General features: G+C 42.8%; 20 protein-coding genes. 9 read left to right on the forward strand and 11 right to left on the reverse strand.

Annotated elements, in window-relative coordinates; all coding sequences use genetic code 11:
- The first annotated feature begins 1 nt into the window (after position 1).
- Positions 2-691: a response regulator transcription factor gene (locus J3P43_RS05170; protein WP_255899924.1), complete on the forward strand. Its 690-nt coding sequence runs from the start codon at positions 2-4 to the stop codon at positions 689-691.
- Between the two features lie 35 nt (positions 692-726).
- On the opposite strand, the gene J3P43_RS05175 is transcribed toward J3P43_RS05170, so the two are convergent.
- The 9 genes from J3P43_RS05175 to J3P43_RS05215 form a co-directional block, all read right to left on the reverse strand.
- A complete protein-coding gene (locus tag J3P43_RS05175) occupies positions 727-1,629 on the reverse strand; it encodes a UbiA prenyltransferase family protein (protein WP_255899927.1) in 903 nt (300 codons plus the stop codon).
- 23 nt (positions 1,630-1,652) lie between these two features.
- Complete coding sequence (locus J3P43_RS05180) at positions 1,653-2,909, reverse strand: metallophosphoesterase (RefSeq protein WP_255899929.1); 1,257 nt, start codon at positions 2,907-2,909, stop codon at positions 1,653-1,655.
- 29 nt (positions 2,910-2,938) lie between these two features.
- Entirely contained in the window at positions 2,939-4,441 is a 1,503-nt protein-coding gene (locus tag J3P43_RS05185; RefSeq protein ID WP_255899932.1) for a MoxR family ATPase, read from the reverse strand.
- A gap of 53 nt (positions 4,442-4,494) precedes the next feature.
- Positions 4,495-5,592, reverse strand: coding sequence for a vWA domain-containing protein (locus tag J3P43_RS05190; protein WP_255899934.1), 1,098 nt, complete (start codon positions 5,590-5,592; stop codon positions 4,495-4,497).
- 76 nt (positions 5,593-5,668) lie between these two features.
- Positions 5,669-6,547 (reverse strand): carbohydrate kinase family protein, encoded by an 879-nt coding sequence (locus J3P43_RS05195; protein WP_255899936.1) that lies wholly within the window; start codon positions 6,545-6,547, stop codon positions 5,669-5,671.
- A gap of 118 nt (positions 6,548-6,665) precedes the next feature.
- On the reverse strand, positions 6,666-7,190 hold the full coding sequence (locus J3P43_RS05200; protein WP_255899938.1) for a fasciclin domain-containing protein: 525 nt from the start codon (positions 7,188-7,190) through the stop codon (positions 6,666-6,668).
- A 159-nt stretch (positions 7,191-7,349) separates the two neighbouring features.
- Positions 7,350-8,486 (reverse strand): radical SAM family heme chaperone HemW, encoded by a 1,137-nt coding sequence (gene hemW / locus J3P43_RS05205; RefSeq protein ID WP_255899940.1) that lies wholly within the window; start codon positions 8,484-8,486, stop codon positions 7,350-7,352.
- 110 nt (positions 8,487-8,596) lie between these two features.
- A complete protein-coding gene (locus J3P43_RS05210) occupies positions 8,597-8,941 on the reverse strand; it encodes a YgaP family membrane protein (RefSeq protein WP_255899942.1) in 345 nt (114 codons plus the stop codon).
- Positions 8,942-9,241: 300 nt separating this feature from the next.
- Positions 9,242-11,755, reverse strand: a complete 2,514-nt coding sequence (locus J3P43_RS05215) for an AsmA family protein (protein ID WP_255899944.1) — start codon at positions 11,753-11,755, stop codon at positions 9,242-9,244.
- Between the two features lie 139 nt (positions 11,756-11,894).
- Between J3P43_RS05215 and J3P43_RS05220 the strand changes: the two genes are divergently transcribed.
- The 3 genes from J3P43_RS05220 (at position 11,895) to J3P43_RS05230 (ending at position 15,001) form a co-directional block, all read left to right on the forward strand.
- Positions 11,895-12,302 carry a hypothetical protein gene (locus J3P43_RS05220; RefSeq protein ID WP_255899946.1) on the forward strand — a complete coding sequence of 136 codons (408 nt, stop codon included), beginning with the start codon at positions 11,895-11,897 and terminating at the stop codon, positions 12,300-12,302.
- 60 nt (positions 12,303-12,362) lie between these two features.
- Complete coding sequence (locus J3P43_RS05225) at positions 12,363-13,340, forward strand: alpha/beta hydrolase (protein WP_255899948.1); 978 nt, start codon at positions 12,363-12,365, stop codon at positions 13,338-13,340.
- 146 nt (positions 13,341-13,486) lie between these two features.
- Positions 13,487-15,001 carry a malate:quinone oxidoreductase gene (locus J3P43_RS05230; RefSeq protein WP_255899950.1) on the forward strand — a complete coding sequence of 505 codons (1,515 nt, stop codon included), beginning with the start codon at positions 13,487-13,489 and terminating at the stop codon, positions 14,999-15,001.
- Positions 15,002-15,104: 103 nt separating this feature from the next.
- On the opposite strand, the gene J3P43_RS05235 is transcribed toward J3P43_RS05230, so the two are convergent.
- Complete coding sequence (locus J3P43_RS05235) at positions 15,105-15,815, reverse strand: arylesterase (protein WP_255899952.1); 711 nt, start codon at positions 15,813-15,815, stop codon at positions 15,105-15,107.
- Between the two features lie 105 nt (positions 15,816-15,920).
- Between J3P43_RS05235 and J3P43_RS05240 the strand changes: the two genes are divergently transcribed.
- From J3P43_RS05240 to J3P43_RS05255, 4 genes are read left to right on the forward strand one after another with little or no spacing between them, the layout of a single operon-like run.
- Positions 15,921-16,607 carry an ABC transporter ATP-binding protein gene (locus tag J3P43_RS05240; RefSeq protein ID WP_255899954.1) on the forward strand — a complete coding sequence of 229 codons (687 nt, stop codon included), beginning with the start codon at positions 15,921-15,923 and terminating at the stop codon, positions 16,605-16,607.
- The gene (locus J3P43_RS05245) at positions 16,608-19,157 is read left to right on the forward strand and encodes an ABC transporter permease (protein ID WP_255899955.1); all 2,550 of its coding nucleotides are present in this window, start codon (positions 16,608-16,610) and stop codon (positions 19,155-19,157) included. It begins immediately after the preceding gene.
- Between the two features lie 13 nt (positions 19,158-19,170).
- Positions 19,171-19,659, forward strand: a complete 489-nt coding sequence (locus J3P43_RS05250; protein WP_255899957.1) for a YdeI/OmpD-associated family protein — start codon at positions 19,171-19,173, stop codon at positions 19,657-19,659.
- A 9-nt stretch (positions 19,660-19,668) separates the two neighbouring features.
- Entirely contained in the window at positions 19,669-20,070 is a 402-nt protein-coding gene (locus tag J3P43_RS05255) for a hypothetical protein (RefSeq protein ID WP_255899959.1), read from the forward strand.
- Positions 20,071-20,075: 5 nt separating this feature from the next.
- On the opposite strand, the gene J3P43_RS05260 is transcribed toward J3P43_RS05255, so the two are convergent.
- Entirely contained in the window at positions 20,076-20,306 is a 231-nt protein-coding gene (locus J3P43_RS05260) for a hypothetical protein (RefSeq protein ID WP_255899961.1), read from the reverse strand.
- Between the two features lie 112 nt (positions 20,307-20,418).
- Between J3P43_RS05260 and J3P43_RS05265 the strand changes: the two genes are divergently transcribed.
- Complete coding sequence (locus J3P43_RS05265; protein ID WP_255899963.1) at positions 20,419-20,931, forward strand: ExbD/TolR family protein; 513 nt, start codon at positions 20,419-20,421, stop codon at positions 20,929-20,931.
- Positions 20,932-20,987: the final 56 nt, after the last annotated feature.

A 20,987-nucleotide genomic window follows, 5' to 3' on the forward strand; every position in this document is an offset into this window, starting at 1 on the left:
TATGAATAATAAAGAGATAAAAGTTGCAATTGTTGAGGATGACGAAAATCTGCGTTTCCTCGTGTCACATCGCTTACAAGCCGAAGGTTATATCACTTTTGAAGCTTCGAATGGTAATGATGCTGAAGAGCTGATTATGGCCGAAACTCCCGATATAGTGTTGCTTGACTGGATGCTTCCGGGAAAAGAGGGTTCGGATGTCTGTAAAGACGTTCGTGCAAAGGGTTTTGAAGGTATGGTGATTATGATGACTGCCAAGGCACAGGATGTCGATAAAATTGATGCGTATAATTTTGGTGTGTCGGATTACGTAACCAAGCCCTTTAATATGGATGTGTTGGTTGCCTTAATTGAGAACAAAGTGAAATTTGCGATCAATAATGAGAAAACGGAGAGCCATAAGTTCGGCAATATGGAGCACCATCCAAATACTCATTCACTTCTGAAAGCCGGTAAAAAGATTGAGCTAACTATTCTTGAGAACCGTATTCTACTTTATTTTCTTAAAAATGCAAATAAAGTTATTCATCGCGATGAGCTAATGATGGTGGTTTGGGGTTATAATTCTGATGTAAATACGCGTACGCTGGATATGCATATTGTTCGCCTGAGGAAAAAGATCGAAGATAATCCGGATACGCCGAACTACCTGCAAACGGTAAGAGGGATTGGGTATAAATTTGTGTTTTAGCTGGCTTTGAACAATAATCAGCTCTTGTTTGAGGCTTAACTAAAAGCAACGCTGAACGCAACAAGGAATACGAATTGTAAGATCATGGTTCCGTCTAAATACAGGAAATAATAATACTCATTCTTCTTCCATTCGGATTTAAAGATGAGCCAACCTGTTATCAGGATTGTGAAGACTAATGCAAAAAAATCACTATTTATGTTTCGCGTAAACAGAAACAAAAGGCAGATATAGGCAAATAACAATAGCTGGCATACTAAATAGGATTTTCTTTCACCGAGTATCACCGGGATAGTTTTAAGGTCATAGCTCTTATCCTGAAAAAGGTCGCGGATATCAAAAGGGACGGTGATAGCTGCAATAAACAGGAAGCGTTTTGCTACCAGGAGGATTGTATCGCTTGGTGAAACGAAGAATGACTGGCTGTTGCCCAACTCCACAATTGGCAGCAGCACGCAACTCAGCGACCAGATAAGCGCTATCAGGAACAGTTTTAACCCCGGGACGTTTCGAAGTCCGAAGCGTTTTTCGCCTACTGTAAACAAGGGAAGGTTGTAGCTCACAGCTATTACTCCTAGAAACAATAAAAGCACTTGCGAAGCCGGAGCCAGAAAAAGTGTAATCACCATCAGTGATAAAACTGCGATTAGCGTCAGGGTTATCATTAGCCTGTAATTACGGTGTGTCCAGCGCACCCTTCTGAACGGGGATTTCCTTGGTTCGGCAGGTTTGGCCATAAAAGTGCTGAAGTTATACAGAGCTAAAGTGGCAAAAAATAATATTCCGAGAACTTGTTTGTCGCAGGGAATCCCTAGGAGGTGATAGGTAACCTGGGCCTGGGCAACAGCACAAAGGGCAATGAAAAGATTGCTGAAAAGCAGGAAGTCTAATGCCTTATAAAATAGCTTATAAATAGAACTGGGGCCAGGTTCGGACATTCAAGTTTTTGTTTACAAGAGGTTTACGACTGCTGTAACTCAAATATCGTAATTTCGGGCAATATTCCAACCCTTCCGGGATACCCCAGGAACCCATACCCAACGTTAACATAAAGTTGTTGCTGTTTTTCTGAATATAAGCCAGCCCATTCTTTGTAGATATATTCAACCGGACTCCATTTAAACTCTTCGGTTTTAACACCAAACTGCATTCCGTGGGTATGGCCGCTAAACGTTACGTCAATATCAGGATGATTCAGGATCTGTGCTTTCCAATGAGAGGGATCGTGCGACATAAGCAATTTTACCGGCAGGTCTTCGGTGCCTTTGAGTGTTTTTATTAAATCTCCCTTCTGAATAAAGCGACCGGCACCCCAGTTCTGGCATCCCAAGATACCTATTTCTTCATTTCCCACTTTCACACGACGATGTTCATCCAGAAGCAGATCCCAACCCATTTGCTGATGCACTTTTATTAAGGCTTCAAGGTTTTTTGCCTTCGCCGCCGAGGGCTGTTTGCCGTAATAATAATCGCCGTAATCATGATTTCCGAGCACCGAGAATACGCCCAAAGGAGCTTTAGCCTTCGAGAAAATAGCTTGATAGTCGCTCATCTCAGAAGCCTGGTTGTTTACTAAGTCTCCTGTAAATAATATAAGGTCAGGCTTTTCGCCGAGCAGCATTTCTACACCGCCGAGCACAGCCTTCGGATTGTAGAAGCTTCCCGAGTGAACGTCTGATATTTGAGCGATTTTGAGCCCATGGAAGCCTTTCGGCAGATTTTTTAAGTAGAGTTTTCGACGGGTGAGCTGGTAGTCGTAAGCTCCAGAAATAATGCCCCAGCTTAATGATGCTAAGGGAACTGCTGCTACCAATAGCCCCGATTTTACAATAAATTCTGAACGGGATATTTTGTTGTTCTGTGGTTCTGCCGAGTTCTCAATAGGCGCGCTGTTTTTTTTCAGCTTTCGCGATAACCAGATAATCCCTCTGCGGATGTCGTCGATAAAGAGGAACGGAAGGAAGAAGAGCTTGGTTGCGAACGTCAAAAAAAACGCCACCAAGATTACGGCTCTGGCTGTAAGTTTGATATTAAAATACACTCCTGCCAGAACGCCAAAGATCAGCACAATACTATATCCCCAGTAAAGCCAGGTAAATGTTCTTCGATGTTTATCAATAATCCTGATTTTAGCGCCCAGCAGCGCTTTAAAAATATACCTATCTGTGATAAGGAGCAAAATGCTGATAAACAGCAGTGTAAATAACCTGTCGGACATGTAGTTTCTTAAAAATGCGGAATTAGATATTAATGATCGTTGAAGTCTTCATCTTCATCTCCAACATCAAAGCGGGCGTTAAACAAACTTCCCAGCATATCTTTGAAAGTATACCCGTTATCGAGGTACGATTTACTTACCTGAGAAAACTCAGACAAGCCGTGTAATAGAAATTCCATTAACAGTAATTGTTGTGTATCTATTAGACTTGGATGGAACTTTTTTATTACATCGCGTAAGCCGGGAACGGAATTCAGCGATTTTTTATAATCCTCTTCCGAAAGATCATCTACAATACTTATACTGTTTCCTATACCAAACCAATTGATTATTTCTGTATAAGGGTTGGATTCTTTTGATCGCTTTAGTTTTTCAGGATCAGGAAAATATTGTGCCATTAAGGTTTTGATGGCTTTACCCACAAGAATGTTGGCTACTTTGGCCGGACCCTCCTGTTCGCCTTCGTAAACAAGCTCGATTTTTCCTGTAATAGCGGGAATTACACCTAGAAAGTCCGAGATTCTTACAAACGTTCGCTCTTCGCTATTGATAAGCATACGGCGCTCGGCAGTGCTAATCAGGTTTTCGTAGGCAGATATAGTTAATCTGGCAGATACACCTGATTTTTTATCTATATATTCTGAATTACGTGCCTCGAAGGCGATCTGTTCTATAAGGTCCTTCACCAGTCCGTCAGACTCTACCTTTAAAAGTTGTTCTGGGGTAAGACGGGCTTCCTGTTGTGTGATCTTCCTCGAGATTTCTAAACTACGCGGATAATGAGTTAAAATCTGACTTTCGATGCGATCCTTTAATGGAGTTACTATCGAGCCCCTATTTGTATAATCCTCAGGATTCGCGGTAAATAGAAATTGTACATCGAGTGGAAGGCGTAATTTGAACCCTCTGATCTGGATGTCTTTTTCCTGGAGGATATTAAATAGTGCAACCTGGATTCTGGCCTGCAAATCGGGCAATTCGTTGATCACGAAAATGCTTCGGTGCGCACGTGGTATTAATCCGTAATGAATTACGCGTTCATCAGAATAAGTGAGCTTTAATGAGGCAGCTTTAATTGGATCCACATCTCCAATCAGGTCCGCTACGGTAACATCCGGCGTGGCAAGTTTCTCAGTATAGCGCTCGTCGCGATGAAGCCATGCGATTGGCGTTTTATCGCCGTTTTTTTCAATCTGCTCTCTGCCAAACCAGGAAATCGGATTGAATGGATCTTCATACAATTCTGAGCCTTGTATATATGGTACGTACTCGTCCAGCAGATTCACCATCAGCCTCGCAATACGGGTTTTAGCCTGTCCGCGTAAGCCTAAAAGTAAAATATTATGTTGCGATAGAATTGCCGTTTGCAGGTCTGGGATCACGGTGTCTTCATACCCAACAATGCCTTCAAAGCCAGCTTCCTTTTTTTTCAAAAGCGCGATCAGGTTTTCTCGCAGCTCCTGCTTTATTGTTCGGGATTTATACCCTGCGGTTTTTAATTCGCCTAATGTTTTTATATCGTTTAAATTCATCTTGTCTTTAATAGATTCGGAGGCAATAAGCAGATGGGCATATGGTGCATTTGTTATCTTACCGTTCTTCTCCTGTTTCGAATGTAGTCTTCAAAAATATATTCTCCTAAACCTTTCAAAGAGCTGTAAAACGCTTTACCGCCGTTTATCTCGGTAAACTTGCGTACAAACTGTTGCAAATAGGGATCTTTGGCAATCATAAAAGTAGTTATCGGAATATTTAGCCGCTTACATTCTGCAGCTTTGTTAAGGGTTTTATTTACCACTTTACGATCAAGTCCGATGCTGTTTTTGTAATACCGGGCACCCTCTTTCAGGCAGGTAGGCTTTCCATCGGTAATCATAAAAATTTGTTTGTTATGAGTTTTTCGCCTCCGAAGTATATCGGCTGCCAATTCCAGCCCCGCATAGGTATTGGTATGGTATGGCCCTACCTGCAGGTATGGCAATTCCTTTAACGTTATCGGCCAGGCATCATTACCAAACACCACAATATCCAGAGTGTCTTTAGGATATTTGGTTTTAATGAGTTCGGCGAGCGCCATCGCCACTTTTTTTGCCGGGGTGATTCGATCTTCACCGTAAAGGATCATCGAATGTGAAATGTCGATCATAAGCACGGTAGAAGATATAGATTTATAATCTTTTTCCTCTACTTCGAGATCTCTTTCAGTTAACGTAAAATCGCCTATTCCGTGATTTATCTGAGCATTATGAATAGAGGCGGTCATGTCTATCTGGTCCAAACTGTCGCCGAACTGAAACTCCCGCCTGTCGGCGTTTTTTTCTTCACCTATTCCAGAGATATTGGTATTATGGTTTCCCTTTCCGGCTTTCCGGAGCTTTCCAAAGATTTCTTCTAAGGCCGATTTACGGATATTTTGCTCGGTTTTGCCGGTAATTTTAAATCCGCCTTTTTCATCATCCGAACTCAGGTAGCCTTTGTTTTTCAAATCATCGATAAAATCCCCCATTCCGTATTCGTCATTGGTGAGATTGTATTGTTTGTCGAGTTCATTCATCCAGGCAAGGGCCTCGTTCGCGTCGCCAGAGGTATAGTTGAGCAACTCTAAAAATAGTTTCAGCAGCTCATCAAAGCCTCCTTTAGGAAGTTCGTCTGGAATATATTGAGAAAAAGAGTGACCCCGCATACCTCGCTTTTACTAGTACTAACGATATAACGAATTTAATGGTTTGTATTGCAGGGCATGTTATTGATATGTCAAATTAAAATTTGTAAATCTGATCAACATCTGACAGCTTGTATTCAGGATTGGCACCCCGCCTGGAGGCGACCAGGGCACCGGTTGCACAGGCTCTGGTCAGAATCTCATCCACTGGATTTTGTTCAAGATATCCGTAGATAAACGACGCCAGAAAAGCGTCGCCAGCACCTACGGTATCCAGTACCGGCACTTCAAACCCGGGGTGCGTAAAAATCTTACCCTTGTGCAGAATCATTGCTCCGTTTTCGCCCAGAGTAAGGCAAATTGTATTGGTGGCGGTGAGATCACCCAGATGGATTAGCTGATTGCCGGAAGTGCCTTTCAGACCGTAAAAGTTTTTTAGGTAGTCGAGCTCATGTTCATTTATTTTTAACACATCGCATTTTCGCATTAAGACTTCGAGAGTATGTTTTTCGAAATGCGGCGGGCGTAAATTCATGTCAAAAATGCTGCACTTACTTGTATCTAATAGCTTCATCAGCGTTTGACGACTTATTTCAGATCTGCAGGCAAGGCTGCCAAACACCAGCGCCTCAGCTTCGTCAGTAAGCCCGGCTATGCCATCATTCCAAAAAATCTCATCCCAGGCCACTGGTTTTTTAATAATGTAGCTTGCCTGTTTGTGTTCATCGAGGCTCACATCAACCACGCCCGTGGCGAGGGTTTTATGTGTTTGCACATATTCACCGGATAAATGGGAAGCGGCTAAAAATGTTCTCAAGTCACCGCCATCTTCGTCATCACCCACACTGCTAATGAGTTGGGTAGCGGCGCCATGTTTTTTGAGATGGATAGCCACGTTCATCGGGGCACCGCCCGGTTTCTTTCCTGTGGGGAGGTTATCCCATAATATTTCTCCAAAACAAACTATTTGAGACATATCTTGAATGCTAACGCTGATAAAATATGAAGGTAAATGTTTTGAACTGTTAATATCAAAAAAAGGCAGATCCGCCGGTATGCGACAGCCTGCCTTTTTTAAACATTGATAATGAATTCTAAGGCATAATTACTGTGTCGATAACATGAATTACACCATTTTTTTGAAACACATCACTAATGGTCACTTTAGAAACTCCCCCTTTCTCATCTTTTAAAACCAGAAGCTCTCCCTGCATCATTGCCCAAATTCTTCCACCGTTTACGGTTTTAAATTCGGCAGTGCCCTTTCCCTTTTTAATCGCTTGGGCGATGTCGGCAGCGCTATATTTTCCCGCCAGGACATGATAGGTGAGAATCGAGGTCAGCATCGCCTTGTTTTCAGGTTTAACCAGGGTGGCAACGGTTCCGGCAGGCAATTTGTCGAAGGCCGCGTTTGTTGGAGCAAATACTGTAAATGGTCCGGCAGATTTTAGCGTTTCCACTAACCCGGCGGCTTTAACTGCGGCAACAAGCGTGGTGTGATCTTTGGAATTAACAGCGTTGTCTACGATGTCTTTGGTAGGATACATCGCCGCACCGCCGACTATAACTGTGTTTTGTGCTAAGACCTGGTTTGTAAATGCACTAGCTACTAATGCCATTACGATAGAACTTTCTTCATGTTGTATAAGGGTTTAACTTGCAATCATGAAGAATTACGGACTTATTCTTTGTTTGGATTTTTGGAGATTGGTAATTTAATCAATCGTCTCATACAAAGGATTCTATCTTTAGAAATTCCTTCGGGTAAAGCGTTAATATTACTCCTTTTCGCTCACAAACAGGTCGGACGCGATTTTGTCTGCAAATAGCTTCCCTTCCTTGGTAAGTTTCGCCGAGTCGTTTTGATGTATGATATGACCGGCTGCTATTAAGGATGAGAGGGAATCTTCAATTTCACGTTTATAATCACCACCAAAATCGTTTTCAATTTTTGTAAGGCTCATTCCCCACATGGTTCTTATCGAGGTCATGATGTATTCATTAATTCGATTCTCTACAGTTAATATCTCCTCTTCGGCGGGCACCTTACGATCTGAGATAGACTGAATATATCTGGAATTGTTGGCGATGTTCCACTGTCTGCTTTCTCCATTAAAAGAGTGAGCCGAAGGCCCTATTCCGAGATAAGAAACACCCCGCCAATAGTTAGTGTTGTGTTTCGAGTAACAGTCGGGTTTAGCAAAATTAGAGGTTTCATAGTGTTCAAATCCGGCTTGCTGAAGCTCATTAATCAATGTCAGGTACTGGGCAGCGCTTTGAGACTCGCTCATGGGTATTTGTTTTCCCTTTTTTATAAAGCTGGCGAGAGCTGTTTGAGGCTCTATCGTCATGCCGTAGGCGGAAATATGAGGGATACTTAATTCAAGCACCTTACTGATGTTAGATTTCCATTTCAGGTCGGTCAACAGCGGAAATCCGTATATCAAGTCGACGGTTATGTTTTCGAAGCCGGCATCCTGAACCCGCTTTATACAACTCTCTGCTTCTGCGGCATTGTGGGCACGATTCATCCAGATCAGGTCTGCTTCAAAGAACGACTGGATGCCAATGCTGAAGCGGTTTACGCCCGTTTGCCTCAGAGCCTTCACTTTTAGATTATCCAAATCGTCAGGATTGGCTTCAACTGTTATTTCAGCATCAGAGCTGACAGTATGGTGCTGCCCAATTTTATCAATAAATTTTTGTATTTCTTCTCCACCCAGAAGGGAAGGGGTTCCTCCACCGAAATAAATGGTTTGTATGCTCTCTTCGCCAAGATAGCTTTGTTGCAGATCAAGCTCTGCAAGCATAGCGTTCACGAGCTCATCTTTATTTTTGAGAGATGTGCTGAAGTGAAAATCGCAGTAATGACAAGCCTTTTTGCAAAATGGGATGTGGAGGTAAATTCCGGCCATCCACAAAGATAAGACAAATCATCAGGCCTGAAGGATGCGTTGCAACGCGAATGCACTATTTATAAATGTCCCCCGCTATTAACTAAGAGCGGGGACATTTATCAAATTTCCTAATAAGATTCTCCCGGCATTGCTGTAACCGGAACTGTTGGCGACCCCGATGTACTCATCGCCGCATTTTGATTCATATTGGCAGTCATTTCCTGCTCATCCATTTTCTCTTTAACAGGACAATAGCCGGTTAATCCCCTATACAAAAGGGCGCTGCCCAAGCCTAGTTCGGTTAAGGCCAGAAATGGATGTGAAAATACATTTGTAATTCCCTTAAGTGCAATAAATGCGCCAGTACCCACCGAAATAATCCGTTCCGTCTGACCCACGTTTGCGTTTGAATTCTCTTGAAGAATTGAACTGTTTAGAGTATCCGATACTCTGTTAATTATTGAATTTTCCATGATTTTTAGATGTTTAAAAAGATAACCTCTTAATAAAGGGACTGTTTCTGATTTTTTTAGATTGTTTTACCGCTTAAATTCTTTAATCTGCCGACTTTCCGCGTTAACTCACCTAATAAATATTGTCGTTCAATAGTCTTTGCTATACTTTGGTAACGAAGTTCGGGATTATGAAAGCAATACATTCTATTCTGGTGGCTCTGGCCTTGTTATTATTTTTTCACTCGTTTTCAGAGCGAGGGTCGGATTTGTTTAAGAAAAATGCAATTGTAATAAAATAGGCCAGGAGAAGCCGTTTTGCTAAAGAGCATTCCGTCCCTCTTTTCGTGCCTCTCTGCGCAAAGCCTTTTGCCGGTTTTTTTCCGTCTTTTCTTTTTCCTTCACTAACTCTTCTTTGTCATCCTCTTCGTCTTTTTTACCGAGTTTAAATTTCACATTTCCATTTTCATCATCCTGAGCCCTGACATTAATAACGATACCATTGTCGAAGCGTTTGCGTTTCAGGCTGTCTGATAAGCCAATATCTCTTTTCGGATTTCGAAGCGGTATCCGCAAGGCGATGTCGGTTCCTGTAGGCATTCCATAAATACCTTCGATATAAAGATTCAGGACGCTTGACTCGATATACATCGGTCTGATTTGAATGGTGCTTCCTTTAATATCGAACGTATTTCTTAAGCGGGTGAAGGTGATGTTAGAAAAATCACGGTTAGGGAAAGCAAAGTTTCCGATTTTTTGCATTGGCTCAAAGTTTAGCAGCGCCCCGTTTTTGATCTCAAAACTCACACTTCCATTAAACGACCTGGGAATAATTTGCCCGTTTTCACGCATTAAACCCGAAATGTTAGTGGAGGAGTTAAACCCGCCCTTTAGATTTTGAAAAGCGATGGCATCTTGTCCGAAATTTTCAAAAGCATAAAATAGTTTGGGCAGATCTACATTCACAATGCGGGTGCTAATGTTAAAGCGATTAACGGCACGGCTCTGGTCAATGTTTCCTTTAATCTGCAAGCGGCCGCCTGCATGATTTAAACTCACATCCTGCAATTCTATCTCAGATTGTTTCAATAATATGCTGGAGTGAATTTTCGATGCAGAAAACCTTCGGTAAACCAGCTGATCAGCTTCCAGGTCTAAATGTACATTTGCTTCCGCCAATACCTTGTCCAGCTGGTTAAAGAGCCGGGTAGCCGACTTTTTATTGGTATTAGTTGAGTTAGAAGATTTTCTCCTTCCAAGAAAAGCGAGAAATTCAGATAAGTTGATCCGCGGACTTTTTACATGCCAGTCGAGCTTTATTTTTTTAGGATCGGTATAGTACAGGTTCAAAAAATTGAGAAGAGAACCTTGCATCACAAAAGTATTGCTGCCAGTCTTTGCGTGTAGATTTTCGAGAAATAAATCTTGTCCCCTGAACCTGAATAAACCTTTGATGCCCGAAAATGTCAGATTACGAGGGTGGTAGGCAATCGTTGCATTCGATAAGCCCAAGGTACCGTAGATAAAGGGCTCCGTGCTATTGCTTTTGTTATAAGGAGCACGATAAAACAGGTTTAATTTTGCATAACCGTTGTGGAAATGAAAGCTTTTTGAACCAGAAACCTGGTTTAATTTTTCTAAAGCAAAATTAGATTCGAACCTGCCTTCAAAAATAGGTCTTCGCAGGTTCACAATTCGTACGGTGTCTGCCTGGAAGGGTATATTAAAATAGGTTCCTTTAAAATCCGAAAATCCGATCACGGAATTAGCATCATTAAAGCCTTTTCCTTTTTTAAACTCGTTATCGAAATATCCCGTAAAGCTGCAATTTCGGATTGTTTCACCAGAGAAGGAAAGTTCATTGTTTTTTACCCTCCACGAGACCAATATTTTCGGATCGCCCTTGCTTTTTAAGCTTCCCATAATTATGGCTTGAGCAAAAAAAGGCTTTCTTAACGTATAGGCATCAAGTTTGGATGCAATGTTCTTAGCCAGAAATGAGGAAACTTTTTTTAACTCAATTTTGGGTGCGGCTACCGATAGTTTAAAATCGGAAGTTTGTTCTGTAGACCGGAAATGGCCTCCGATCTCGAAATGTTCTTTTCCTATGCTAATATCCTGAACGGGGATTTCTAACACCTTAGACAATTGGTTGTAACTCATTTCCAGATTTGCCTCCACCAACTGATTTTTGATAAAACTTCCCCGTCTGGTATTAAATGCCAGTGAGTTTACTTCGGTGTTTAACCGGATACTGCCTTTCCAACCATCAGACCGATACTTGATTTGAGCAGTCAGATGTCGGATATCGAAATTGAAATATTTATTGCGCTGTTGATTTTCCTGTATAAAGGAGACGTCTTTGAACTCTACCAGTTTGATTTGCTTACGCTTCCCTTCCCGTTTGTCATCGCTTCCAGGTGTTAATATGGTATTGTTACTATTTCCAGCTTTGTCTGTAAACAGGTAGATCTTACCATCGTGAATGAAAAGTTTTTGTATGACGGTATTTCCGCCGATTAACGCAAAAACGTTTAGAGAAACGAAGATTTCTTTGGCTTCCATCAGGTTGTGCCGGTGCTTATCAATCAGGCTATCCTGCAACAAAACATTTTTTAGAGAGACAGATACGCCAGGGAAGCCCTGAATCAGCGCAGGTTCCATGCTCTCAATGGTTAGTTTGCCATTAATATCGTTGTTCAGTTGAGCGGTTACCGTTTCCAGAAGCTCTTTTTTATTAACAGTAACAAAGGCGGCAATGCCCAGCCATAACAGTATAAGCACACATAAAACAGTTCCGCCTATTTTGAGGGCAATTTTTAATGGTCTCGACATAAAAGATAGATGATTCGATATTCAGGTATTTAATATACAACAGCTTAATACATAACATGTTCCATCGGTAGTAAAATATTACACTTGTGAGGGATTTATATCTTGAAAACAATAAATTGTGCGTATTGTACTAGTTAAAATGGAACTATCCACACAAATAATATGGCTCTTCATTTTGGCTATCCCGGTAGCATGCATTGCCTGGACAGTCACGCATGAGGAGGTTTTTAAGGAACCGAGAGAGTTTTGTGTCGACCGATCGCAAAATTCCAGGCGTCTGATTGAGCGTAAATTTTTCTATCTCTTTACCTGCGAATATTGCTTCAGTCATTACGTAACCATCTTCTTTCTGATTGTTACAAATTTTCAACTTCTGTTTGACGACTGGCGGGGGTATTTAATATCCGGCTTTGCTTTGGTCTGGGTGGCCAATGTTTATATGAGTCTCTATGCTCTTATCAGGATAGATTTAAAGAAAGGGCGCCTGATAACCAAAATCGAGGAGCAGAAGATGCAGGATGAGGACGAGCCGTCTCCAGAAAAATAAGTTTTGACTATAATCGTTTTCAAATATCATCCGTATGGAGTATTGCGCTATTTTTACTTTATGACCAGAACTTTTCTACTTTTTATCCTGATTGTTGGCGTGTTTTTTTCAAGTGCAGCCCAGGAACGGGTGAGAGACACCTCATTTTCAGTCTACAGTACGTTTATCAAAACCAGGAAAAACCATCCCGAGATTTCCATTGCTAGTCCGCCGCTTTCAGCCACTGTTAAAGTAAAGACTGGTCTTGTTTACCAAAAAGTTAATGGCAGAAGGCTGGAGCTGGATGTTTTTTTTCCTAAAGAGAGATCGAAATCTGGTTATCCGGCGGTTCTCATGATTCACGGTGGAGGCTGGCGCTCCGGAGATCGCTCGCACAACACTCCTACGGCCAAAGTTCTGGCCGAGAATGGTTATGTAGCGGTTTCGGTAGAATACCGCTTGTCGACCGAGGCAACTTACCCGGCGGCGGTTCACGATCTGAAAACAGCGATAAGATGGATCCGCGCTAACGCAAGAAAATATAATATTGACACCTCGAAAGTCGCTACCTGGGGCTGTTCGGCAGGAGGACAACTCGCCGCTTTACTCGGAACAACAGCAGGAAATGCCAGGTTAGAAGGGCAGGGTGGATATACTAAACACTCAAGTGCGGTACAGGCTATAGTAGATGTCGACGGCACACTGGCATTTATACATCCTGAATCCGGTGAGGGCAATGACAGCCAGGGTACTTCTGCCGCCACTTATTGGTTCGGCTTCCCCAAAACCGAACGTCCTGACCTTTGGTATGAAGCTGCTCCTTTAAGCCATGTAAGCAGTAAAACCCCTCCGATATTATTCATTAACAGCTCTGTAGACCGTATGCATGCTGGCCGAGATGATATGATCAGGAAACTGAACTCATGGAATATTTATTCAGAAGTGCATACATTTAAGGATGCTCCGCATCCCTTCTGGCTGTTTAACCCCTGGTTTCAGCCCACTGTGAGTCATACATTGAACTTTTTAAACAAGGTGTTTCAGCATAACCAAAACTGATCGTACCCATTCTTTGTTCACACACAAACCCATCTCATTTGTTATAAGTTTTGCGATAAGCAATATTTTAGGGAATTTCGCGCCACAAAATAAAAGGGGCCGGAAATTTAGCAGGATTGATGGTTTGGGCTTAAGACAGCAAAGAGATGACAAAAAGTAATAAAGTAAAAAAGAAGAACACTGATGTAGTGTTAATCGGTGCCGGGATAATGAGCGCTACTCTCGGGGTTATGTTGAAAGAGCTTGATCCTGAACTGACGATTGAGGTTTTTGAACGGATGGATATCGCGGCAGCAGAAAGTTCCGACGCCTGGAATAATGCCGGGACTGGCCATTCTGCATTTTGTGAACTCAACTATACACCTGAGCTTGAGGACGGCAGTATTTCGACAGAAAAGGCGGTTAAAATTGCCGAATCATTTGAAATTTCGAAGCAGTTCTGGGCTTATCTTGTTCAAAATAATCGCGTAAAGCTACCCGAAAGCTGGATTCAACCTATTCCGCATATGAGCTTTGTGTGGGGTAAAAAAAACGTCAATTATCTTAAGAAGAGATATGATGCACTTCAGCAGAATCATCTTTTTCAGGGGATGGAATATACCGAAGACGCAGCCAAATTGAGTGAATGGATCCCTCTGATTATGGCAGGTCGGGATGACTCTGAAAAACTTGCGGCTACGCGTATGGATATCGGAACTGATGTGAATTTCGGTGCCTTAACCCGTTGCATGTTCAATCACCTTAAAACATTACCCGGGGTAACCGTAAATTTTAATCATGAAGTACGCGATTTGACCCAAAAGGACGAATGCTGGCACATTAAAGTGAAGGAACTGGCGAGTGGTGACAAGAGAAAACTTAAAGCAAATTTCGTTTTCATTGGGGCTGGGGGAGGCTCTTTGCCTTTGCTGTTGAAGTCTGGTATCCCGGAAGGAAAAGGATTTGGCGGTTTCCCGGTAAGTGGTCAGTGGCTTCGCTGCACCAATCCCGAAATAATTGAAAAACACTATGCTAAAGTATATGGAAAGGCTCCCGTAGGCTCTCCGCCAATGTCTGTTCCGCATTTAGATACCAGAATTATCAAAGGAAAAAAGGAATTGCTTTTTGGGCCGTATGCAGGATTTACAACTAAGTTTCTGAAAAATGGCTCGGTGCTCGACCTTCCTTTGTCTATTAAGGCGGCCAACCTTGTGCCTATGCTTGCAGCAGGAATCAAAAATATCCCGCTCACAAAATATTTAATCGATCAGGTACGTCAGTCGCCCGAAGACAGGTTAGAGGCATTGCAGGAATTTTTTCCGGAGGCTAAACTTGAAGACTGGGAGCTTGAAGTTGCCGGACAACGTGTTCAGGTGATTAAGAAGGATCCGGTTGAAGGTGGTATCCTGGAATTTGGAACAGAAGTAGTGAGTGCTAAGGACGGATCTATTGCTGCTTTACTGGGAGCATCGCCGGGTGCCTCGACCGTGGTTGCCATTATGATAAATCTGTTAGGCTTGTGTTTCAAAGAGCGCCTTCAGTCTCCGGAATGGCAAGAAAAGCTAAAAACTATGATACCTTCTTATGGAAGGATGCTTGCCGACGATCCGCAACTTTTAGATGAAATGCGTAACTGGACAAGCGAAGTGTTAGGTTTAAAGACCGCCGAATACGCGCAATAGCCTTGACCCTCACGAGACTGTCGTTTCAATCAGGGTTACTTGATCTGAAGCGACAGTTTCTTAACTTAAGGCGCATTCCTTTTTAGCCAGCGTGCGTACCCCGCTACAATTCTTCCTTCAATACCTCCCAAACATTTTCAGCCACAATTCTATAACCTTCTGCCGTTGGGTGTATTCCGTCTCTTAAATTCAATTTTACGTTTCCGGCCACACCTTCGAGCATAAATGGCACAAACGGAATATTATTTTTTTCAGCTACTTCCCTAAATATGCCCCTGAATTCAGCTACATATTTTCCGCCCATGTTTGGTGGCACTTCCATTCCTAATAGAATCCGCTTTGCATTCGGGTACCTCGATTTAACGGTATCTAAAATAGATTGTAAATTCTTTTTGGTTTCCGTTACCGGGATGCCCCGCAGTCCGTCATTTGCGCCAAGTTCAAGTACAAAAATATCGATCTGCTGTTTCAGAAGCCAGTTTATACGATTAACACCACCAGACGTGGTTTCGCCACTAAGCCCGGCATTAATTACCTTGTAAGGAAGTTGTAATGAGTCAATTTTACGTTGAATTACCGCCGGGAATGCGTCTTCAGAATCTTCCAGGCCATACCCAGCCGTTAAACTGTTGCCAAAAAATAATATCGTTTTTTTCATCACGGTATCTGCGCCCTCTTTTTTATTCTTATTACCGGTTAGCTTATTGTTATCGCTGTTGCAAGCGGCCGTTAATACCACTATCAAAAATAGTATTGATTTTAAGAACTTCATTTGTGCTTGTCTTTTGCCAATAGTAATAGTTATTCTAAACATGCCGGTGTTGCTTTGGTTTAAGGATAAATGCTTTTGAAATGTAATAATTGTAAAGATTTTTGATCAAACTTTTGTGCTCTTGTTTAAGCCTTATAACTTACGAATGTGGAGAAAATTCTGAATATTGAAAATCTTGGTAAAATATATACCAGTGCAGGCCGCAGTTTAACTGTTCTTGATAAGGTAAATCTGTCTGTCGAAGCAGGTTCGACCGTTTCAATAGTTGGCCCCTCGGGCAGTGGTAAAACAACGCTGCTGGGCCTGTGCGCTGGTCTGGACCGATCTACAACGGGACTTGTAGAGCTTAATAATATCCGTATCGATCAGTTGGGCGAAGATCAGCGTGCACTGGTCCGGAATAAGTATGTTGGTTTTATATTTCAAAACTTCCAGTTACTCCCCACCTTAACCGCAGTCGAGAATGTCATGGTTCCTCTTGAACTGCGTGGAGAGAAAAATATTCGCCCAAAGGCGCTCGACTTGCTTGATAAGGTTGGCCTGGCCGATAGAAGCCACCACTATCCATCCCAATTATCGGGCGGCGAACAGCAGCGTGTATCTCTTGCCAGGGCCTTTTCGAACAGTCCCCGAATCTTGTTTGCCGACGAGCCCACGGGTAACCTCGACGCAGAAACCAGCGAAAAAGTGGTGAAGCTTATTTTTGACCTTAACCGCGAAGCTGGAACAACCCTTGTTTTGGTTACACATGACATGGAGCTGGCTTCAAAAACTCAGCGCATCATCAGAATAAAGGGCGGAGTTATCATTGCTGATGATTTAACAAAATCATAAATGGAGGAGCAAAAGGATAAAACACGCCTCAATTTGCCCTGGCTATTTAAAATGGCATGGCGCGACAGCCGACGCAGTCGTCCACGCCTGTTTCTTTTCGTTTCCTCGATTATATTAGGAATAGCCGCATTGGTCGCTATTTATTCATTCGGCGACAACCTCAGAAAAGATATCGATAACCAGGCCGCCAGCCTTCTGGGCGCCGATCTCTCTATCTCAAGCAATAAGCCAATACCCGAAGATATAGGCCGCCTGCTCGACTCTCTGGGTAACGACCGCTCAGAACAGCGCAGCTTCGCGTCCATGATATACTTCCCTAAAAGTCGGGGTACGCGCCTGGCTCAGGTGAAAGCTTTGGGCGGAAACTTCCCATATTATGGTAGTCTTGAAACTAGTCCGGTGCAAGCCGGAATGAGCTTCCGGAAAGGAAAAGAAGCGCTGGTGGATAAAACCTTGATGATGCAGTTCAATGCCAGCGTCGGCGATTCCGTAAAAGTTGGCGAAGTTACTTTCAAAATTGCGGGTATTTTAGAAAAGGCTCCCGGCCAAACTGGAATCTCTGCCTCGGTCGCACCGGTGGTTTATATTCCCTCCAAATATGTTGAACAAACGGGATTGTTGAAAAAAGGTAGTCGTATCAACTATCAGTATTTCTATAAGTTTAATAAGCCCGAAGAAGTCGAGGGCTTAGTAAAACGCCTCGAACCGCAACTTGAAAAAGCTGATCTTAACCATCAAACGGTAGAGGAACAAAAACGAGACACCGGCCGGTCTTTCGAAGATCTTACCCGTTTTCTGTCGCTCGTAGGCTTTGTTGCACTTTTGCTTGGATGTATCGGAGTGGCTAGCGCCATTCATATTTACATTCGCGAAAAGCTGGCAACGATAGCCATTCTACGCTGCCTCGGAGTAAAAGCATCGCAGGCTTTTATCATTTACCTGATCCAGATAGTTGGAATAGGACTAATCGGTTCGATTATTGGCGCCGTACTAGGGACGGTTGTTCAACAGGTTTTACCGTTTGTCTTAAAAGACATATTGCCTGTTGACATATCGGTGATCATCTCCTGGAGAGCCATTTTCCAGGGCGTCGTATTAGGAGTGATCATCTCGGTTCTTTTCGCTCTGCTCCCTTTAGTCTCAGTAAGAAATATCTCGCCTTTAAACACCCTTCGGATCTCTTACCACGAGACACATCTGTTTAAAGATCCCCTAAAATGGCTGGTGTATGCCTTGATCCTGCTTTTTGTAGTTGGCTTTTCATACCTGCAACTGAACAGCTGGCGCGAAGCCATATATTTTACCATCGCGGTGGTTGTTGCATTTCTTATTTTAACCGGCACTTCAGCATTATTGATCTGGCTGGTTCGCCGGTTTTTTCCTTCTTCATGGAGTTATCTATGGCGCCAAGGATTAGCGAATTTATTCAGGCCAAATAATCAAACCCTTATCCTGATTGTCTCCATCGGCCTGGGCACCGTTTTTATAAGTACTCTTTTCCTCGTTCAGGATATTTTGTTGAACAGGGTAGCGCTCTCGGCAAGCGGAAATCAACCCAATATGGTGCTTTTTGATATTCAGACCAATCAAAAGCCAGCGGTGGCAGCCTTAACCAGGAGCCATGGATTGCCGGTGATCAGCGAAGTTCCCATCATCACTATGCGGATTGAAGAGGTGAACGGCTATTCGGCCGCGGATGTGAGAAAAGACAGTACTATCAAAGTTTCCAGACGCGCCTTCAATTCGGAGTTAAGGGTTACCTACCGGGATACCTTATCTGCCTCCGAACGGATCACGAAAGGTAAGTGGATTGGGAGAGTAACTCCCGAAGGATTGATCAATGTTTCTCTGGAAGAGGGTTACGCCAACCGCATTCATGTAGGGATTGGCGACAAGATAACGTTCAACGTGCAGGGAGCGCTTATTCCAACGGTAGTGAGTAGTTTCAGAGAAGTGGATTGGAATCGGATCCAGACCAATTTTAGGTTAGTATTCCCAGCTGGAGTACTCGAAGATGCGCCGCAATTTCATGTGCTGATGACTCGTGCCCCCGATAGCAGAGCCTCTGCAAAATTTCAGCAGGCGGTAGTTCAGTCTTTCCCTAATATCTCTGTGATCGATCTTGAATTGGTGTTAAGTGTTCTGGATGAAATATTAGATAAAATAGGGTTCGTTATTCAATTTATGGCGGCTTTTAGTATCATCACCGGATTAATAGTGCTGGTCGCCTCGGTCCTGATCAGCAAATACCAGCGCATACAGGAAAGTGTTCTTTTGCGGACCCTTGGAGGAAGTAAAAGGCAGATTTTAATCATTACTGCTTTAGAATATTTTTTTCTGGGAGCCTTTGCTGCTGCTACTGGAATCATATTGTCCCTTGCGGGAAGCTGGGCACTGGCGAAATTTAGTTTCAAAACTTCATTCAGCCCCGACCTCCTTCCTTTATTAATATTGTTCTTCCTGATATCCTGTTTAACAGTTATAATTGGCTTGATAAACAGCCGGGGAATTTTAAACCGGCCACCCTTGCAAATATTAAGAGGAGATTGAAAACTGATTTGTATTGGAAGAACAACCATTAGTAAAGCAACGCCTGTTGTTGGAACGGTTTCCCGGAAAGGGCGGCTGGACCTACGCCCGTCTTCCTGAAATTTCAGGGGGGAAGAGAAATCATTTTGGCTGGCAAAAAGTGCGTGGTTTTATTGACGGATTTGAAGTAAAGCAGTTCCATCTCATGCCCATGGGAAAAGGGCAGTTAATGATCGCTTTAAAAGCCGAGATTAGAAAAGCTATAAAAAAGAACGAGGGCGATTGGGTAGATGTAGTGCTTTATTCTTTGGAGCAACCCTTGCCGTTACCTGAAGACTTTGAGCTTTGCCTGCAAGATGAACCTGTCGCCCTGGCGAATTTTAACAAGCTCAGTGAAAATCAGAAAAAAGAATATCTGGAATGGATTTATGCGATCAAATCCGAACAGGTAATTGTAGATCGCATGGCTTCTGCCATAAATAGATTAGTTTTGGGTTTACCATTCATTGCAGGTAAAATCTAATATAAGAACATGAAATTATCAGTCATCGTGATCGCCATTATTGTGGCTATGATAGCTTCTTCCTGTGAATCTTCGATTAAATCCGAAGAACTTTACGGCGAATGGAAATACGTAAAAGTGGAGAGCCCCCGTGAAGATCCTCCATTATTGATGGAAGAAGACGATCTTAAAGTAGATCATCCCTCTATCAAGTTTTCCAAAGGAAACCATCTGGTTATTATGTGGGGTGGCAAAAAGCTTTCTGATGGAACGTTCAGGATGGAAGATCGAATGATTCGCTTTAAGGAAAATCTTGATGGGGACGCAACTCGCGAGTTTCCGTTCTTAATTACAGAGTTTTCAAAAGACCGCATGGTGTTTGAAACCATGTCGCAGGACCTTACCCGTGTTACCGCGGTCAAAGTAAAATAGGCGCATTATGACACCCTGTAGCCGTTTAATTGCTGGGTTATGCGATGTTCCAGATCTTGGTCAATATTGCCCGGGTTCGTTTCTAACTCCCAGCCACCATCTTTTGTGGGTTTAAAGGAAGCAATCAGCTCGCCTTTTTTCAAGATGTCATAAGTTTTTGCCTCCCGTTCTGTCTGCACTTCGAAATCAGCAAACGATCCGTCGCTGAGGAGTACCTGTAAATCATATTTTTCCATGGCAAATATTTGAATCTTATTAACCAAATAAGTCCGGGGCGGTTTTAAAAAAGATAATAAGAATTATGGAATGCCGCCTTTACTAACATCGTATAGTTATAAACCAAATCCCATGGCAGAATTAACCAATTCCAACAGTATTTCCGGCCGCCGAACCAGCTTAAAACAGATTCCGAAAGTGGATCTCACCGCAATGGTCGATCTGGCTTTTTTGCTCATTACATTCTTCATGCTTACCACTTCCTTGTCTCAGCCAACCGAAATGCAGATCAGCATGCCTGTAAAAGGAGCAGCGCCAGTCGGTGTAGCCGGCGACAGGACTATGACGGTATGCCTGGGAGCCGATAACAAGGTATTATGGTATATGGGTACCACCGAAGATCCCAAAGAAATAAGTGTTACCAGCGCGTCGGCAATCAGACATGTCTTTCTTAGTAAAATGCACTTTGTGATGAAGACTACCGGTCTGCCTTTAATTGTATTACTTAAGCCAGATAAGAAATCGACATTTAAAAATCTGGTGGATGTGATGGATGAAATGGCTATTGCTAAGGTGCCTGTTCATGCGATTGTAGATATTACCTCCGGGGACAGAGAGATGCTGGCGGGAAACGGAGATGATTAAAGACCCTAATTCAGTTCATTATATCCTGAGAGATAAGCATTGTGCCGTAACTTTTG

The organism is Paradesertivirga mongoliensis, from assembly GCF_024436395.1.
GTDB classification, from domain to species: Bacteria; Bacteroidota; Bacteroidia; order Sphingobacteriales; family Sphingobacteriaceae; genus Paradesertivirga; species Paradesertivirga mongoliensis.

What these genes read in the sequence shown, in the direction of transcription:
- J3P43_RS05180 (WP_255899929.1), bottom strand. Translation starts at nt 2,909, where the DNA reads ATGTCCGACAGGTTATTTACACTGCTGTTTATCAGCATTTTGCTCCTT.
- J3P43_RS05260 (WP_255899961.1), bottom strand. Translation starts at nt 20,306, where the DNA reads ATGGAAAAATATGATTTACAGGTACTCCTCAGCGACGGATCGTTTGCT.
- J3P43_RS05230 (WP_255899950.1), top strand. Translation starts at nt 13,487, where the DNA reads ATGACAAAAAGTAATAAAGTAAAAAAGAAGAACACTGATGTAGTGTTA.
- J3P43_RS05235 (WP_255899952.1), bottom strand. Translation starts at nt 15,815, where the DNA reads ATGTTTAGAATAACTATTACTATTGGCAAAAGACAAGCACAAATGAAG.
- J3P43_RS05190 (WP_255899934.1), bottom strand. Translation starts at nt 5,592, where the DNA reads ATGCGGGGTCACTCTTTTTCTCAATATATTCCAGACGAACTTCCTAAA.
- hemW (WP_255899940.1), bottom strand. Translation starts at nt 8,486, where the DNA reads ATGGCCGGAATTTACCTCCACATCCCATTTTGCAAAAAGGCTTGTCAT.
- J3P43_RS05220 (WP_255899946.1), top strand. Translation starts at nt 11,895, where the DNA reads ATGGAACTATCCACACAAATAATATGGCTCTTCATTTTGGCTATCCCG.
- J3P43_RS05215 (WP_255899944.1), bottom strand. Translation starts at nt 11,755, where the DNA reads ATGTCGAGACCATTAAAAATTGCCCTCAAAATAGGCGGAACTGTTTTA.
- J3P43_RS05170 (WP_255899924.1), top strand. Translation starts at nt 2, where the DNA reads ATGAATAATAAAGAGATAAAAGTTGCAATTGTTGAGGATGACGAAAAT.
- J3P43_RS05265 (WP_255899963.1), top strand. Translation starts at nt 20,419, where the DNA reads ATGGCAGAATTAACCAATTCCAACAGTATTTCCGGCCGCCGAACCAGC.
- J3P43_RS05245 (WP_255899955.1), top strand. Translation starts at nt 16,608, where the DNA reads ATGGAGGAGCAAAAGGATAAAACACGCCTCAATTTGCCCTGGCTATTT.
- J3P43_RS05255 (WP_255899959.1), top strand. Translation starts at nt 19,669, where the DNA reads ATGAAATTATCAGTCATCGTGATCGCCATTATTGTGGCTATGATAGCT.
- J3P43_RS05200 (WP_255899938.1), bottom strand. Translation starts at nt 7,190, where the DNA reads ATGGCATTAGTAGCTAGTGCATTTACAAACCAGGTCTTAGCACAAAAC.
- J3P43_RS05175 (WP_255899927.1), bottom strand. Translation starts at nt 1,629, where the DNA reads ATGTCCGAACCTGGCCCCAGTTCTATTTATAAGCTATTTTATAAGGCA.
- J3P43_RS05210 (WP_255899942.1), bottom strand. Translation starts at nt 8,941, where the DNA reads ATGGAAAATTCAATAATTAACAGAGTATCGGATACTCTAAACAGTTCA.
- J3P43_RS05185 (WP_255899932.1), bottom strand. Translation starts at nt 4,441, where the DNA reads ATGAATTTAAACGATATAAAAACATTAGGCGAATTAAAAACCGCAGGG.
- J3P43_RS05225 (WP_255899948.1), top strand. Translation starts at nt 12,363, where the DNA reads ATGACCAGAACTTTTCTACTTTTTATCCTGATTGTTGGCGTGTTTTTT.
- J3P43_RS05195 (WP_255899936.1), bottom strand. Translation starts at nt 6,547, where the DNA reads ATGTCTCAAATAGTTTGTTTTGGAGAAATATTATGGGATAACCTCCCC.